The sequence below is a fragment of the Streptomyces sp. NRRL S-378 genome (assembly GCF_000720645.1).
GTDB lineage: Bacteria > Actinomycetota > Actinomycetes > Streptomycetales > Streptomycetaceae > Streptomyces.
In genome coordinates, this window is sequence record NZ_JOBX01000009.1 from 76043 (window position 1) to 90711 (window position 14669).

The following is a 14669-nucleotide window of genomic DNA, read 5'->3' on the forward strand; positions in this document are numbered from 1 at the left end:
GTGATGCCGTCCACCGTGCCGGGCGCACTCACCGCCTCCCAAGTGCCCACGGAAGCCCGCGGCAGCGCGCGCGCCGCACGCGCCCGGCACACACGCACCCCACGCACCCCGCAACCACCGCGGCCCGGCGGTCGGTGAAGACCGCCGGGCCGGCGTGGTGACGGGCGCGGACCTCGGGTCAGCGGTAGTTCACGAACTGGATCGCGAAGTCCAGGTCCTTGCCCTTGAGGAGGGCCTGGACGGCCTGGAGGTCGTCGCGGCTCTTGGAGCTGACGCGCAGCTCGTCGCCCTGGACCTGGGCCTTGACGCCCTTCGGACCCTCGTCACGGATGATCTTCGCGACCTTCTTGGCGTTCTCCTGGGAGATGCCCTCCTCGATCGTGGCGAAGATCTTGTACTCCTTGCCGGACAGCTGCGGCTCACCGGCGTCCAGCGCCTTGAGCGAGATCCCGCGCTTGACCAGCTTGGTCTCGAAGACGTCCAGGACGGCCTTGACGCGCTCCTCCGAGTTCGCCTCCATCAGGATCTTCTCGCCGGACCAGGCGATGGTGGCGCCGGTGCCCTTGAAGTCGTAGCGCTGCGAGAGCTCCTTGGCGGCCTGGTTGAGGGCGTTGTCGACCTCCTGCCGCTCGACCTTCGAGACGATGTCGAAACTGGAGTCGGCCATGTGCTGTGGCTCCTTGAAGTCGATTGCGATCACCCCGGAGGGCGCGGCCGGACAACCCCGGACCGCTCGGCAAAGCCTAGCCACCACACCCACCCGCGGCGCTGATCAATCCGGTGGCGAAGCACCCCCGGTCATCAGGTATCGTTTACGTCGTTGCCAGGGAGAACCGCGGACAAGCGGTCTCGAAGGCGACATCCCATGGCGGTGTGCCCGAGTGGCCAATGGGAGCGGACTGTAAATCCGTCGGCTTAGCCTACCCAGGTTCGAATCCTGGCGCCGCCACGCGAGTGGAACCCCCGTTCATCTGCGGAAACGCAGTGGACGGGGGTTCTTTCGTACGCCTGGACGGGGCGTAACGGGTGGCGGCCGCATCGTCGGGGGCCTCCCGTCGTTCACCGGGGGTGAAGTGGACATCTGACACGCGGGGAAAGGTCGGCGGCGGGGTGCTCATGGCCCTGCTCGGCGCGGGGATTCCGGCTCTCATGGGAGCCGCCCTGCACACGGACGTGGGGGAGCCCTACCGGGAGACCCGGCTGTACTTCGGCACCGAACGGACCGACGGCGGGGACCCGGTCGCGGAGCGGGAGTTCATGCGGTTCCTGGACCAGGAGATCACCCCCGCCTTCCCCGAGGGGCTGACCCTCCACGACGGGTACGGCCAGTGGCGCGACGACAACGGCAAGATCGTCCGGGAGGCCTCCTACGAAGTGGTCCTGCTGTACCCGGACAAGGACGCCGACGACCGCAGCGCGCGCATCGAGCGGATCCGCGACGCCTACGAGAGCCGCTACCGCCAGGACTCCGTGGGGCGCTCCGACGACACGGTGGACGCGGCGTTCTGAGCCGTCGGCGGGGAGCCGGCCCGGCCCGGAGCCGGCCTCCCCGCGGGCCGTCAGTTGCCCGCCACGTCCTTCACGGCCACCTCGACCGGTGTCGAGCCGGAGATCAGCTCCAGGGTCAGGCCCGCCGTCGCGGGCGTCTCCACCAGCTCGGCCAGCACCGCCGCCACGTCGTCGCGCGGCACGGCCCCCCGGCCCGTCCGCGCCTCCAGGCGGACCAGTCCCTTCCCTGCGTCGTCGAGCAGCGAGCCGGGGCGCAGGACGGTCCACTCCAGACCCAGCCGGGTCCGCACGTGGTCGTCGGCCTCGCCCTTCGCCCGCAGGTAGACGTCGAAGACCTCGTCGCCCTCGTGGTGGGCGTCCGCACCCATCGAAGAGACCATCAGGAAGCGGCGCACACGCGCCCGTTCGGCCGCGTCGGCGAACAGCACCGCCGCGCCCCGGTCCACCGTGTCCTTGCGCGCGGCGCCGCTGCCGGGGCCGGCGCCCGCCGCGAACACCGCCACGTCCGCGCCCTGCAGGATCCCCGCCACGTGCTCCACCGTGGCCGACTCCAGGTCGCACAGCACTGGTTCGGCGCCCGCCTCCCTGAGGTCGTCGCCCTGTTCGAGGTCGCGGATGATGCCCGCGACCTCGTACCCGCGCGCGGCGAGCAGGCGCTCCAGCCGCAGCGCGATCCGACCGTGTCCACCCGCGATGACGATGCGCATGCCCCGACGGTACGACGAGCCGGGCGCCCGCGCCCGGGAAGACACCCACTCAGGGGCTCGGCTCCGTGCGGCCCTGCCGGGGCAGGTCCAGGGCCACCGCGACGGCGGAGTCGCAGTACTCCCGTACGGCGCTCGTCCGGGCCACCACCCGTCCGCGGTGGATCACGATCCGGCTGTACGCGAGGGACAGCACGCCCGCGATCCGGTCGCCGCGCACGGCGAGCAGCTCCGCGGGGAACCCGGCCTCCACCCGTACCTCCGGCAGGCCCATGGCCTCGCGGGCGCAGGCGCTGACGGACTCGTAGGCCTCGGCGGCGCGCAGCCCGCCCTGGGAGGCCAGCAGGTACGCGGCCTCCAGCGGGTCGCCGCGGCCGACCGGGTTCCCGGCGTCCCGCAGGGCCCCGCTGCCGGCCGCGACCCGTACGCCGGCGGCCCGCAGGAGGCGTACGGGGGCGGTGCGCAGGCCGCGGCGTTCCAGGGCCGCGCAGTCGCCCTGGGGCAGGCAGGTCACCCGTACGCCGGCCGCGGCCAGCTGGTCGGCGGCGCGGGCGGCCGCGTCCAGCGGGAGCCGGGACAGGCCGCCGCACGGGCCGATGGTCACCCCGGGGCGCAGCCCGCCCGCCATCGCCGCGAGCCGGGCGAGGCGGGCCGGGTCGTCAGCGTCGGTGTGCAGGTCCACGGGGCAGCCGTGCTCGTCGGCGAGCCCCAGGACGGCTTCGAGGAAGCCGGTCGGGTCCGGGTCCAGGTCCGGGCAGCCGCCGATCACCGAGGCGCCCATCTTGACCGCGTCCCGCAGCATGGCGAGCCCGTCGGCCCCCGCTACCCCGGTCAGCAGGCGGGGGACGGCCACCGTGGTCAGGTCGGCGAGCCCCCGAAGGGAGCGCCGGGCCTGGAGCACGGCCTCCATGGGGCCGAGACCGTGCACGTCGCCGATGCGCACGTGGGAGCGCAGGGCGGTGGCGCCGTGGCCGAGCTGCAGCAGGGCCGCCTCGGTGGCCCGGCGCTGCACCTCGTCGGGCGCGTACGAGACGGGCCCGTCGCCGTCGGCGGTCAGCGCGGTGTCCCCGTGGGCGTGCGGCTCGGCGGGGGCGGGGAGCAGCAGGTACCCGCTGAGGTCCACCCGGGACAGCACGGGGGAGGAGAGGCTGCCCGTGGTGCCGACGGCCTGGATCCGGCCGGCGCCGAGGCGTACGTCGACGGTGCGGCCGTCCGTGAGGCGGGCACCGGCGAGGAGCAGGGCGGTGGCGTCGGCGGCGGCCGCGCTGCCGTGGCCGCCGCTGCGGGGGGAGTGGGGCGGCTGCTGCGGCTGGCTGTCGGACATCGCGCTCCTGCGGTGGCTCGGGCGGTCCCCGGGGCCGTGGCCGCGGCCTGCGGCCCGAGCCCCGTGCCCAAGATCACGCAGCGTGCTCAGAGCCTAGGGCGCGGCGCACTCCGCTTCGCGGAAGAGGGCAATAGTCGTACCGGTGTGGTGCCACCGTGCCCCCGCGTGCCCCGTGCCCCGTGCCCCTGCGTATCTGCCTGCCACCCGCCACCCTGCCCCCCTGCGCCGTGCCCCTGCGTGTCCGCCTGCGCCGCGCCACCACGCCACCGCGCCCCCGCGTGCCCCGAGCCACCCTGCCCCCGCACCCCGCCTGCCCCGCGCCCCTCACGTCCTCCACGCCCCCGCAAGCGGGGCTCGTGCCGCCCCGTCAGGTGTGAGCCCGCGCACAAACCGCAGGAGAAGTGGGGCGGAAGTGGCCTGCGGGTTGATCGAGAGAGGCCGCCGAACCCCCTCCGAGCCCTGTTCCCGCAAAGGATTTGGGCGATCGGCGGGCAACCGTGTAATGTCTTCATCGCTCGCCCCAATAGCTCAGTCGGTAGAGCGTCTCCATGGTAAGGAGAAGGTCTGCGGTTCGATTCCGCATTGGGGCTCTGGTGAGAGAGGTTCCCCACCCTCGGGTGGGGATCCGATCACATCAAAGCGGCGTAGCTCAGTCGGTAGAGCAAGCGGCTCATAATCGCTGTGTCACCGGTTCAAGTCCGGTCGCCGCTACCCACAGTAGCCGATTGCGGGGTCGGTCTCCCGATCGGCTACTCTTTTATGCGTTCATCCGTCCCATAGTCCGTCAAGGAGCACTCACGTGGCTGCCACCGACGTCCGCCCGAAGATCACGCTGGCCTGCGTGGAGTGCAAGGAGCGGAACTACATCACCAAGAAGAACCGGCGTAACAACCCGGACCGCATGGAGATGAAGAAGCACTGCCCGCGCTGCAACTCGCACACCGCGCACCGCGAGACCCGCTGACCCCAGCGAAGTCTCGAATACAGGCACCGTCATGAGGTCGTCCCCTTCATTGGGGGCGGCCTCGTGTCGTTTCCGTGCCCGTTCCTGTCTTTGTCCCTGTGTGTTTCGTGTCCCTTCAACAGGAGGTAGTGAGTCATGGCTCTCGACCAGTCCTTCGTGGGGCGGAGCTACCCGCCCACCGATCCGTACGAGGTCGGCCGGGAGAAGATCCGCGAATTCGCGGTCGCGGTGGGTGACGCCAATCCCGTCTACACCGACCCCGAAGCGGCCAAGGCCTACGGCCACTCCGATGTGATCGCCCCGCCGACTTTCGTGTTCGCGATCACTTTCAAGGCGGCCGGCCAGGTCGTCGCGGACCCGCAGCTGGGCCTGGACTACAGCCGCGTCGTGCACGGCGACCAGAAGTTCGCGTACTCCCGCCCGGTGCGTGCCGGTGACCGCCTGTCGGTGACCTCCACCATCGAGGCCGTGAAGTCGCTCGCGGGCAACGACATCATCGACATCCGCGGCGAGGTCCACGACGAGACCGGCGAGCACGTGGTGACGGCCTGGACGAAGCTCGTCTCCCGCGCCCCCGAGGAGGCCTGACATGGCAGCGCAGATCAAGTACGCCGACGTCGAGGTCGGCACGGAGCTGCCCGCGGCCTCGTTCCCGGTGACGCGCGCCACGCTCGTCCAGTACGCCGGCGCCTCGGGCGACTTCAACCCGATCCACTGGAACGAGAAGTTCGCCAAGGAGGTCGGGCTGCCGGACGTGATCGCGCACGGCATGTTCACCATGGCCGAGGCGGTCCGCGTGGTCACCGACTGGGTGGGCGACCCGGGTGCGGTGGTCGAGTACGGCGTGCGCTTCACCAAGCCCGTCGTCGTCCCCAACGACGACCGGGGCGGGCTGATCGAGGTCACCGCCAAGGTCGCGGCGAAGCTGGACGACAACCGCGTACGGGTCGACCTGACGGCCATGAGCGCGGGCCAGAAGGTCCTCGGCATGTCCCGCGCGGTGGTCGCGCTGGCCTGAGCGCGGCCGGCACCTGCGTGGACGAGGGGGCGGGCCGCCCCGCCCCCTCGCCGTCCCCCCCAGTGCCCGGAAGCCCAGTGCCCGGAACCGCCCCCCATCCGTGCCCGGGAGCCGCTCCCTCCGCGCCCGGGAGCCGCCCACAGCACCCCTTGACGAAGTTAGTGATTGAGCACTAACTTCGAGGCATGGCAAGGATGAGCGCAGAGGAGCGGCGCGAGAGCGTCATCCGGGCGGCGATGCACGAGTTCGCCCGGGGCGGGTACTACGGGACCTCCACCGAGGTGATCGCCAAGCGGGTGGGCGTCTCGCAGCCGTACCTCTTCCGGCTCTTCCCCAACAAGCAGGCGATCTTCCTGGCCGCGTCGGAGCGCTGTCTGCGGGACACGCGCGAGGTCTTCGCCGCCGCCGTCGAGGGGCTGAGCGGCGAAGAGGCCGAGCATGCCATGGCCAACGCCTACACCCGGCTGATCACGGAGGACCCCGACAAGCTCCAGATGCAGCTCCAGATGTACGTGACCGTCGCCGCTGCCGAGGCGGCCGGTGATCACGAGCTCGGAGAGCTGGTCCGCCAGGGTTGGATGGAGCTCTGGGACACCGTCCACCTGCCGCTGGGTGCGGACCCGCGGGAGACGACGACCTTCATGGCCTACGGAATGCTGATCAACACGCTGGCCGCGATGGGGTTCCCGCCCGGCCACCGGGTGTGGGAGGGGTTCTACCCGTCCGCCCGCACCACCGGCCGCCTGGAGAAGTGACGGATGCGCGCGACCGTGCGCGCATCCGCATGCGCAGCAAAGTTAGTCAGCAATAACTAACAACTCGTAGGGGGAATCGTGCACGCGCAGGACGTCGACACCAAGCTCCGCGGGCCCGCCGTCTGGGCCCTCGTCCTCACCGGCGTGGCCGGCTTCATGGCCGCACTCGACAACCTGGTCGTGACCACCGCCCTCCCCGCCATCCGCGCGGACCTCGGCGGCGGGCTGGAGGACCTGGAATGGACGGTGAACGCCTACACGCTCACCTTCGCCGTCCTCCTCATGTTCGGCGCCGCCCTGGGTGACCGCTTCGGCCGCCGCCGGCTGTTCATCGCCGGCCTCGCCGTCTTCACCGGCGCCTCCGCCGCGGCCGCCCTCTCGCCCGGGATCGACGCGCTCATCGCCGCCCGCGCCGTGCAGGGCGTGGGAGCCGCCGTCATGATGCCGCTCACCCTCACCCTCCTCACCGCCGCCGTCCCCGCCGCCCGGCGCGGCATGGCGCTCGGTATCTACGGCGCCGTCACCGGCCTCGCCGTCGCCAGCGGCCCCCTCATCGGCGGCAGCCTCACCGAACACATCTCCTGGCAATGGATCTTCTGGCTCAACGTGCCGATAGGCCTGGCCCTGATCCCGCTCGCCCGCCTGCGCCTCGCCGAGTCCACCGCCCCCGGAGCCCGCCTCGACGTCCCCGGCACCCTGCTCATCAGCGGCGGCCTCTTCGGCATCGTCTACGGCCTGGTCAACGCCACCTCCGAGGGCTGGACCAGCACCCCCGTCCTCTCCGGCCTGATCCTCGGCACCGCCCTCGTCGCGGGATTCGTCCACCACGGCTTCACGAACGCCGACCCCATGCTCCCCATGCGGCTCTTCCGGGACCGCGGCTTCCTGGGGATCAACCTGGCCAGCCTGCTGATGTTCCTCGGCATGTTCGGTTCGATCTTCCTGCTCAGCCAGTTCCTGCAGGGCGTCGCCGGCTACTCGCCCACCGAAGCCGGCCTGCGCATGCTCCCCTGGACCGGCATGCCGATGATCGTCGCCCCGCTGGCCGGGATCCTGTCCGACCGCATCGGCGGCCGCCCCGTCGTCGCCGCCGGCCTGGCGTTCCAGGCCCTCGGCCTCGGCTGGTTCGCCGCCGTCCTCAGCACGGACGTCTCGTACGCGGCCCAGCTGCCGCCGCTGATCCTCAGCGGGATCGGCATGGCCCTGTACTTCGCCCCCGCGGCCAACGTCCTCATGTCCACCGTGACCCCCGCCGACCAGGGCAGGGCCTCCGGCACGAACAACGCCCTGCGCGAGGTCGGCGGGGCGCTCGGCGTCGCCGTTCTGGCCTCGGTCTTCTCCGCCCAGGGCGGCTACGAATCCCCGCAGGCCTTCACCGACGGCACCGTCCCCGCCCTGTGGATCGGCGCCGCGGCCGTCGCCCTCGCCGCCGCGCTGGCCCTGCTCGTACCCGGCAAGCCCAGGAGCGCACCTGCCCCCACGCCCACCGCACCCCCGCCCGCCGCCGTCACGCCCGCCGCCGTCACGCCCGCGTCCGTGCCCGCGCCCGCGTCCGGTTCGGGATCGGGGTCGGGGTCCGCGGACAAGATCGCGGTCGTCGGGTGACCCCTCGGGCGACCCGTCCGGCGACCGGCACGAACGCGGACGCAGCACCCGCACCCCAGGTCAGGCCCCTGCGGCTCCCGTAGCCGCGCCACGGAAGGAGAGCACGTCATGCCCGACATCCCCTGGTCCACGCCCACACCGGCCGCCCCCGGCGCCGAGGTCCACGTCATGGCCTCCCGCTTCGAGACCGCAACCCTCACCGGCGCCGTCAGGTTCCTCCTCAAGTCGCCCGGCATCATCCGCCAGATGCGCAAGGCCCCCGGCGCCCACGGCGTCGCCCTCCGCGCCCGCGTCCTGAGCCGCACCTTCCTCACCCTCTCCGCATGGGAGGACCGGGACGCGCTGTACCGCTTCGCCCGCAGCGAGCCCCACCGCTCCAGTGCCCGTGCCGCCGCCGCGTACATGAAGGAATCCGTCTTCACCCAGTGGACCGTGCCGGCCACCGAGCTGCCCCTCGGCTGGGACGAGGCCGAGCGCCGCCTCGCCGACCAGCAGGCGGACCGCTGACCCGGCCGGTTCGGGGGACGAACGAGTACGGTCCGTGGCCCCGCAGGGATGCGAGGGGCACGGACCGTACTCTTGTCCACGTGCAGGAACTCCACGACGCCCCCCTCGCCCCCCTGACCACCTTCCGCCTCGGTGGTCCCGCCGCCCGCCTGGTCACCGCGACCACCGATGCCGAGGTGATCGCCGCCGTCCGCGCCGCGGACGAGGGCGGCACCCCGCTCCTGATCATCGGGGGCGGCAGCAACCTGGTCATCGGCGACCGGGGCTTCGACGGCACCGCCCTGCGCATCGCCACGACCGGCTTCGACCTGGACGGCACCCGGCTGGAACTCGCCGCCGGCGAGAACTGGAGCGACGCCGTCGCCCGCACCGTCGAGGCCGGCCTCGCCGGCATCGAATGCCTCGCCGGCATCCCCGGCTCCGCCGGCGCCACCCCGATCCAGAACGTCGGCGCGTACGGCCAGGAGGTCTGCGACACCATCACCGAGGTCGTCGCCTACGACCGCACCACCGGCGAAACGGTCACCCTGACCGCCGCCGAGTGCGCCTTCCGGTACCGCAACAGCACCTTCAAGGACCAGCCCGACCGCTACGTCGTGCTGCGCGTGCGCTTCGCCCTGGAGGACGCCGGCGGACTCTCGGCGCCGATCAAGTACCCCGAGACCGCCCGCGCCCTCGGCGTCGGGGCCGGCGACCGCGTCCCCGCCGCCACCGCCCGCGAGACCGTGCTGCGGCTGCGCGCCGGAAAAGGCATGGTCCTCGACCCCGCCGACCACGACACCTGGTCGGCCGGCTCCTTCTTCCACAACCCGATCCTGACCGACGAGGCCTACGCCGCCTTCCTCGCCCGCGTCCAGGACCGCCTCGGCCCCGGCACCGCGCCGCCCGCGTACCCCGCCGGCGAGGGCCGTACGAAGACCAGCGCGGCCTGGCTGATCGACAAGGCCGGCTTCACCAAGGGCTACGGCACCGGACCCGCGCGCATCTCCACCAAGCACACCCTCGCCCTCACCAACCGCGGCGAGGCCACCACCGAGGACCTCCTCACCCTGGCCCGCGAGGTCGTCGCGGGCGTTCACGCTGCCTTCGGCGTCACCCTCGTCAACGAGCCGGTGACGGTCGGCGTCAGCATCTGAGGAGCCCCGGCCGCCCATGCTCTGTCCCCGTCACGGGGCCGGTACGGACCCCACTCGGCTCGTGGGTCGCACGCTCAGCAGGGTCGTCGCGTCCTGGCACGTCAGTGACGGCGAACGCTCCGAGTCCCCCCTCGACGTCTGGCTGATCGACAGCGTCGGCGACTCCATCCGGATCACCACCGGGTCCGACTGGTGCCTCATCGTCGAGTCCGCCCCGCCCCACGCGCCCTACGACATGGGGGAGTGGGGCCGCATCGAGGTCGGCGAGGACCTCGGCGACCACCCCTTCCTGCGGCACCTCGGCGAGACCGTGTCCTCCGTCGCCGAGTTCGCCCTGCCCGAGCAGGGCCGCACCCACCTGGAGATCGGCTTCCCCGACGGCCGCCGGGTGCGCGCCGACTGCCACGAGGGGGACCTGCGGCTCACCCGGTGAGCCAGTGGTCGATCCCGGTCAGCAGCTTGGCCTGTACGTCGTCCGGCGCGGCGCTGCCCCGCACCGACTGGCGGGCCAGCTCGGCGAGCTCGGCGTCCGTGAAACCGTGGTGGCGGCGGGCGATCTCGTACTGCGCCGCCAGCCGGGACCCGAACAGCAGCGGGTCGTCCGCGCCCAGCGCCATCGGCACCCCGGCCTCGAACAGCGTGCGCAGCGGCACGTCCTCGGGCCGCTCGTACACGCCCAGAGCGACGTTGGACGCCGGGCAGACCTCGCAGGTGATCTGCCGGTCGGCCAGCCGCTTCAGCAGCCGGGGGTCCTCCGCGGCCCGTACGCCGTGCCCGATGCGGGCCGCGTGCAGGTCGTCGAGGCAGTCGCGCACCGAGGACGGACCGGTGAGCTCGCCACCGTGCGGGGCCGCCAGGAGGCCGCCGTCACGGGCGATGGCGAACGCCCGGTCGAACTCGCGGGCCATGCCCCGGCGCTCGTCGTTGGACAGGCCGAAACCGACCACGCCCCGGTCGGCGTAGCGCACGGCGAGCCGGGCCAGGGTGCGGGCGTCGAGGGGGTGCTTCATGCGGTTGGCGGCGATCAGGACCCGCATGCCGAGGCCGGTCTCGCGGGAGGCCGCGTCGACGGCGTCGAGGATGATCTCGACGGCCGGGATCATCCCGCCCAGCAGCGGGGCGTAGGAGGTGGGATCCACCTGGATCTCCAGCCAGCCGCTGCCGTCCCGCACGTCCTCCTCCGCTGCCTCGCGGACCAGGCGCTGAATGTCCTCGGGCTCGCGCAGGCAGGAGCGGGCGGCGTCGTAGAGCCGCTGGAAGCGGAACCAGCCGCGTTCATCGGTGGCGCGCAGCTTGGGTGGCTCCCCGGCGGTCAGCGCGTCGGGGAGGCGCACGCCGTACTTGTCGGCGAGCTCCAGGAGGGTCGATGGTCGCATCGACCCGGTGAAGTGGAGGTGGAGGTGGGCCTTCGGCAGAAGCGTGAGATCGCGTACGTGCTCCATCTGGTGATCCTGCCGTACCGCTGCGCCCGGCGGGAGGGGGTTTTACCGATCGGGGGCTTGCGCGAACGGGTGAGCGGTGGCGGAGGCCGCTGCGCGGGGGCCTCCCGGGCGCTGCCCGGACCGGTGCCCCCCTCCCCGACGGAGCCGGATGAGACTCGGCGGGGGCCGCGAACGCCTGGGCGGCGGCACCCCTCGGGGTGCCGCCGCCCAGGTCGCGCTGCGGGCCGCGCAGGGCTTAGGCCTAGGCCTTGGCCTCGGCCAGGAGCTTCTGGATGCGGGACACGCCCTCGACCAGGTCCTCGTCACCCAGGGCGTACGAGAGGCGCAGGTAGCCGGGGGTGCCGAAGGCCTCGCCGGGGACGACCGCGACCTCGGCCTCGTCCAGGATCAGGGCGGCCAGCTCGACGGAGGTCTGCGGGCGCTTGCCGCGGATCTCCTTTCCGAGGAGCTCCTTGACCGACGGGTACGCGTAGAACGCGCCCTCGGGGGTCGGGCAGAGGACGCCGTCGATCTCGTTCAGCATCTTGACCATCGTCTGGCGGCGGCGGTCGAAGGCCTTGCGCATCTCGGCGACCGCGTCCAGGTTGCCCGAGACGGCGGCCAGCGCGGCGACCTGGGCCACGTTGGAGACGTTGGAGGTGGCGTGCGACTGAAGGTTGGTCGCCGCCTTGATGACGTCCTGCGGGGCGATGACCCATCCCACGCGCCAGCCGGTCATCGCGTAGGTCTTGGCGACGCCGTTCACGATGATGCACTTGTCGCGCAGGGCCGGGACCAGGACCGGCAGCGAGGTGAACTTCGCGTCGCCGTAGACCAGGTGCTCGTAGATCTCGTCCGTGAGGACCCACAGGCCGTGCTCGGCGGCCCACTCGCCGATCGCCTTCGCGTCGGCCTCGCTGTAGACCGCGCCGGTCGGGTTGGAGGGGGAGACGAACAGGACGACCTTGGTGCGCTCGGTGCGCGCGGCCTCCAGCTGCTCGACGGAGACCCGGTAACCGGTGGTCTCGTCGGCGACGACCTCGACCGGGACACCGCCGGCGAGACGGATCGACTCCGGGTAGGTGGTCCAGTAGGGGGCCGGGACGATGACCTCGTCACCCGGGTCCAGGACGGCCGCGAAGGCCTCGTAGATCGCCTGCTTGCCGCCGTTGGTCACCAGGACCTGCGACGCCTCGACCTCGTAGCCGGAGTCGCGCAGCGTCTTGGCGGCGATGGCGGCCTTGAGCTCGGGCAGACCGCCGGCCGGCGTGTAGCGGTGGTACTTGGGGTTGCGGCAGGCCTCGACCGCGGCCTCGACGATGTAGTCCGGGGTCGGGAAGTCGGGCTCGCCCGCGCCGAAGCCGATCACCGGGCGTCCGGCGGCCTTGAGGGCCTTGGCCTTGGCGTCCACGGCGAGGGTGGCGGACTCGGAAATGGCGCCGATACGGGCGGACACCCGGCGCTCGGAGGAAGGCGTTGCAGAGGTCATACGAGCAATCGTCCCAGACCGCGCCGAAGCGCCGCACACCGTTTCAGTCAACGGACCGGAGCATGTCAGGCCGGGTGCTGTTCGACGTCACGGCCCAGTTCACGTACACTCACCTGTCGTTGGACCTCGCCAGCCGCTGCAAAGCGTGAGCACTCCGTGCACTCGCCCGGATGCGGTAGGTTGGGGGACGCAAAGGGTCGTAGCTCAATTGGTAGAGCACTGGTCTCCAAAACCAGCGGTTGGGGGTTCGAGTCCCTCCGGCCCTGCTCCACACTCCTTCTCGGACGTGTGTGCGCAGGTACGTACTTAGATGCAACGCCGTGCGGCGCAACCGGGCGCGGTACGGCCACGACCCGGATTCAGGTGAGAGAAGTGACGGACGCCCTGGGCTCCATCGACAAGCCTGACGCCGAGGACGAGACGCGCGAGAAGAAGGCCCGCAAGGGCGGCAAGCGCGGCAAGAAGGGTCCTCTGGGCCGTCTCGCGCTGTTCTACCGCCAGATCGTCGCGGAACTCCGCAAGGTTGTCTGGCCCACTCGCAATCAGCTCACGACGTACACCACCGTGGTGATTGTCTTCGTGGTCATCATGATCGCTCTGGTGACCGTGATTGACTATGGGTTCCAGGAAGCCATCAAGTTCGTCTTCGGCTGATCCCCGCGGAGGGCGGCGCCTTGATGGGTGCCGCCCCTTTTCGCATGTTCCACCACCTTTTTTCCAGGAAGAAGCAGCCACCGTGTCTGACCCGAACCTGAACGCGAGCCACGACTCCGTCGAGTCCGTCGAGGACGAGCTCGACATCGTCGAGGCGGCAGACGCTGTGGACCCCGACGAGGCCGAGCTCGCCGACGTCGAGGCGGGTGAAGCCGCCGAGGAGGCTGCGCTGCACGTCTCCGACGACGAGGCGGACGAGGCCGAGGCCGACACCGAGCCCGCAGAGGCCGCCGACGACGCCGAGATCACGGAGGAGGCCGAAGAGGCCGAGCCCGCCGAGCCGGTCGACCCGATCCAGGCCCTGCGCGAGGAGCTGCGCCTCCTCCCCGGCGAGTGGTACGTGATCCACACCTACGCCGGCTACGAGAAGCGCGTGAAGGCCAACCTGGAGCAGCGCGCCGTCTCGCTGAACGTCGAGGAGTTCATCTACCAGGCCGAGGTGCCCGAGGAAGAGATCGTCCAGATCAAGAACGGCGAGCGCAAGAACGTCCGGCAGAACAAGCTGCCCGGCTACGTTCTCGTCCGCATGGATCTGACGAACGAGTCCTGGGGCGTCGTCCGCAACACTCCCGGCGTCACCGGCTTCGTGGGCAACGCGTACGACCCGTACCCGCTCACCCTGGACGAGATCGTCAAGATGCTCGCCCCGGAGGCGCAGGAGAAGGCCGCCAAGGCCGCCGCGGAAGAGGCCGGCCTGCCCGCGCCCGCCGTCAAGCGCACGATCGAGGTGCTGGACTTCGAGGTCGGCGACTCGGTCACCGTCACCGACGGTCCGTTCGCCACGCTCCAGGCGACCATCAACGAGATCAACCCCGACTCGAAGAAGGTCAAGGGCCTCGTCGAGATCTTCGGTCGCGAGACCCCGGTCGAGCTCAGCTTCGACCAGATCCAGAAGAACTGATCCGCACCGCCTGGATCACGGCTTCTGAGCCACAGCTTCCGGACAGGTCAGACCGCCCCTCACGGGTGGTCTGACCTGCTCGGTTTTTAGCCCCGCACTGGTACCCGTTATCGTGGTGCGGTATGCCTCCATCCGGATGACCGGATCGGCGGCTGAAAACTCTCACTAGGACCCGGAGAGAGCAATGCCTCCCAAGAAGAAGAAGGTCACGGGGCTTATCAAGCTCCAGATCAAGGCCGGTGCGGCCAACCCGGCTCCGCCGGTCGGCCCCGCGCTCGGTCAGCACGGCGTCAACATCATGGAGTTCTGCAAGGCCTACAACGCCGCGACCGAGTCGCAGCGTGGCATGGTCGTGCCGGTGGAGATCACGGTCTACGAGGACCGCACCTTCACCTTCATCACCAAGACGCCGCCGGCTGCGCGCCTCATCCTGAAGCACGCGGGCATCGAGAAGGGCTCCGGCGAGCCCCACAAGACCAAGGTCGCCAAGCTCACGGCTGCCCAGGTCCGCGAGATCGCCGAGCTGAAGATGCCCGACCTGAACGCCAACGACATCGACGCCGCCGTGAAGATCATTTCCGGCACCGCGCGCTCGATGGGCGTCACGGTCGAGGGCTGATCC

The 14669-nt window shown here is 71.3% G+C and carries 17 protein-coding genes and 4 tRNA genes; 16 read left to right on the forward strand and 5 right to left on the reverse strand.

Annotated features, from left to right (window positions below; all coding sequences use genetic code 11):
- Window positions 1-178 precede the first annotated feature (178 nt).
- A complete protein-coding gene (locus IH80_RS0108565) occupies window positions 179-667 on the reverse strand; it encodes a YajQ family cyclic di-GMP-binding protein (RefSeq protein WP_030030284.1) in 489 nt (162 codons plus the stop codon).
- A 200-nt stretch (window positions 668-867) separates the two neighbouring features.
- Between IH80_RS0108565 and IH80_RS0108570 the strand changes: the two genes are divergently transcribed.
- A tRNA-Tyr gene (locus IH80_RS0108570) sits at window positions 868-949 on the forward strand.
- Between the two features lie 119 nt (window positions 950-1068).
- Window positions 1069-1509, forward strand: coding sequence for a DUF3574 domain-containing protein (locus IH80_RS0108575; RefSeq protein ID WP_030958981.1), 441 nt, complete (start codon window positions 1069-1071; stop codon window positions 1507-1509).
- A 50-nt stretch (window positions 1510-1559) separates the two neighbouring features.
- Here the strand turns inward: IH80_RS0108575 and IH80_RS0108580 are convergent, their stop codons facing one another.
- Together IH80_RS0108580 and IH80_RS0108585 are read right to left on the reverse strand one after the other, a co-directional pair.
- Entirely contained in the window at window positions 1560-2216 is a 657-nt protein-coding gene (locus tag IH80_RS0108580) for an SDR family oxidoreductase (RefSeq protein ID WP_030958982.1), read from the reverse strand.
- Between the two features lie 49 nt (window positions 2217-2265).
- Complete coding sequence (locus tag IH80_RS0108585) at window positions 2266-3537, reverse strand: amidohydrolase family protein (RefSeq protein WP_030958984.1); 1272 nt, start codon at window positions 3535-3537, stop codon at window positions 2266-2268.
- A 517-nt stretch (window positions 3538-4054) separates the two neighbouring features.
- On the opposite strand from IH80_RS0108585, the gene IH80_RS0108590 reads away from it, so the two are divergent.
- The 10 genes from IH80_RS0108590 (at window position 4055) to IH80_RS40670 (ending at window position 9955) form a co-directional block, all read left to right on the forward strand.
- A tRNA-Thr gene (locus IH80_RS0108590) sits at window positions 4055-4127 on the forward strand.
- 48 nt (window positions 4128-4175) lie between these two features.
- Window positions 4176-4248: transfer RNA gene (locus IH80_RS0108595), tRNA-Met, on the forward strand.
- Between the two features lie 88 nt (window positions 4249-4336).
- Complete coding sequence (gene rpmG, locus IH80_RS0108600) at window positions 4337-4501, forward strand: 50S ribosomal protein L33 (RefSeq protein ID WP_007265873.1); 165 nt, start codon at window positions 4337-4339, stop codon at window positions 4499-4501.
- Window positions 4502-4636: 135 nt separating this feature from the next.
- A complete protein-coding gene (locus IH80_RS0108605) occupies window positions 4637-5089 on the forward strand; it encodes a MaoC family dehydratase N-terminal domain-containing protein (protein WP_030958986.1) in 453 nt (150 codons plus the stop codon).
- A gap of 1 nt (window position 5090) precedes the next feature.
- The gene (locus IH80_RS0108610) at window positions 5091-5519 is read left to right on the forward strand and encodes a MaoC family dehydratase (RefSeq protein WP_030958988.1); all 429 of its coding nucleotides are present in this window, start codon (window positions 5091-5093) and stop codon (window positions 5517-5519) included.
- 185 nt (window positions 5520-5704) lie between these two features.
- Window positions 5705-6274, forward strand: a complete 570-nt coding sequence (locus IH80_RS0108615; RefSeq protein WP_030958990.1) for a TetR/AcrR family transcriptional regulator — start codon at window positions 5705-5707, stop codon at window positions 6272-6274.
- Between the two features lie 78 nt (window positions 6275-6352).
- Window positions 6353-7879 carry a DHA2 family efflux MFS transporter permease subunit gene (locus IH80_RS0108620; protein ID WP_078906388.1) on the forward strand — a complete coding sequence of 509 codons (1527 nt, stop codon included), beginning with the start codon at window positions 6353-6355 and terminating at the stop codon, window positions 7877-7879.
- A 108-nt stretch (window positions 7880-7987) separates the two neighbouring features.
- Complete coding sequence (locus tag IH80_RS0108625; protein ID WP_030958992.1) at window positions 7988-8386, forward strand: DUF3291 domain-containing protein; 399 nt, start codon at window positions 7988-7990, stop codon at window positions 8384-8386.
- Window positions 8383-9522: a UDP-N-acetylmuramate dehydrogenase gene (locus IH80_RS0108630; protein WP_267883514.1), complete on the forward strand. Its 1140-nt coding sequence runs from the start codon at window positions 8383-8385 to the stop codon at window positions 9520-9522. Before IH80_RS0108625 ends, IH80_RS0108630 begins: the two co-directional genes overlap by 4 nt.
- A gap of 61 nt (window positions 9523-9583) precedes the next feature.
- Window positions 9584-9955 (forward strand): hypothetical protein, encoded by a 372-nt coding sequence (locus tag IH80_RS40670; protein WP_234432166.1) that lies wholly within the window; start codon window positions 9584-9586, stop codon window positions 9953-9955.
- On the opposite strand, the gene IH80_RS0108640 is transcribed toward IH80_RS40670, so the two are convergent.
- Window positions 9945-10964, reverse strand: a complete 1020-nt coding sequence (locus IH80_RS0108640) for an adenosine deaminase (protein WP_030958997.1) — start codon at window positions 10962-10964, stop codon at window positions 9945-9947. The genes IH80_RS40670 and IH80_RS0108640 overlap by 11 nt on opposite strands.
- 241 nt (window positions 10965-11205) lie before the next feature.
- Window positions 11206-12432 carry a pyridoxal phosphate-dependent aminotransferase gene (locus IH80_RS0108645; protein ID WP_030958999.1) on the reverse strand — a complete coding sequence of 409 codons (1227 nt, stop codon included), beginning with the start codon at window positions 12430-12432 and terminating at the stop codon, window positions 11206-11208.
- Window positions 12433-12625: 193 nt separating this feature from the next.
- Between IH80_RS0108645 and IH80_RS0108655 the strand changes: the two genes are divergently transcribed.
- The 4 genes from IH80_RS0108655 (at window position 12626) to rplK (ending at window position 14666) form a co-directional block, all read left to right on the forward strand.
- A tRNA-Trp gene (locus tag IH80_RS0108655) sits at window positions 12626-12698 on the forward strand.
- Between the two features lie 106 nt (window positions 12699-12804).
- Window positions 12805-13086, forward strand: coding sequence for a preprotein translocase subunit SecE (gene secE / locus IH80_RS0108660; protein ID WP_030773766.1), 282 nt, complete (start codon window positions 12805-12807; stop codon window positions 13084-13086).
- Window positions 13087-13168: 82 nt separating this feature from the next.
- Window positions 13169-14047, forward strand: a complete 879-nt coding sequence (nusG, locus tag IH80_RS0108665; RefSeq protein WP_030959000.1) for a transcription termination/antitermination protein NusG — start codon at window positions 13169-13171, stop codon at window positions 14045-14047.
- A 184-nt stretch (window positions 14048-14231) separates the two neighbouring features.
- Window positions 14232-14666: a 50S ribosomal protein L11 gene (gene rplK / locus IH80_RS0108670; protein WP_030773771.1), complete on the forward strand. Its 435-nt coding sequence runs from the start codon at window positions 14232-14234 to the stop codon at window positions 14664-14666.
- The last annotated feature ends 3 nt before the right edge of the window (window positions 14667-14669 follow it).

Coding starts and splice junctions, on each gene's coding strand:
- IH80_RS0108640 (WP_030958997.1), bottom strand. CDS start 10,964: ATGGAGCACGTACGCGATCTCACGCTTCTGCCGAAGGCCCACCTCCAC.
- IH80_RS0108605 (WP_030958986.1), top strand. CDS start 4,637: ATGGCTCTCGACCAGTCCTTCGTGGGGCGGAGCTACCCGCCCACCGAT.
- IH80_RS0108625 (WP_030958992.1), top strand. CDS start 7,988: ATGCCCGACATCCCCTGGTCCACGCCCACACCGGCCGCCCCCGGCGCC.
- IH80_RS0108585 (WP_030958984.1), bottom strand. CDS start 3,537: ATGTCCGACAGCCAGCCGCAGCAGCCGCCCCACTCCCCCCGCAGCGGC.
- IH80_RS0108645 (WP_030958999.1), bottom strand. CDS start 12,432: ATGACCTCTGCAACGCCTTCCTCCGAGCGCCGGGTGTCCGCCCGTATC.
- IH80_RS0108610 (WP_030958988.1), top strand. CDS start 5,091: ATGGCAGCGCAGATCAAGTACGCCGACGTCGAGGTCGGCACGGAGCTG.
- IH80_RS0108565 (WP_030030284.1), bottom strand. CDS start 667: ATGGCCGACTCCAGTTTCGACATCGTCTCGAAGGTCGAGCGGCAGGAG.
- IH80_RS0108580 (WP_030958982.1), bottom strand. CDS start 2,216: ATGCGCATCGTCATCGCGGGTGGACACGGTCGGATCGCGCTGCGGCTG.
- IH80_RS0108615 (WP_030958990.1), top strand. CDS start 5,705: ATGGCAAGGATGAGCGCAGAGGAGCGGCGCGAGAGCGTCATCCGGGCG.
- rplK (WP_030773771.1), top strand. CDS start 14,232: ATGCCTCCCAAGAAGAAGAAGGTCACGGGGCTTATCAAGCTCCAGATC.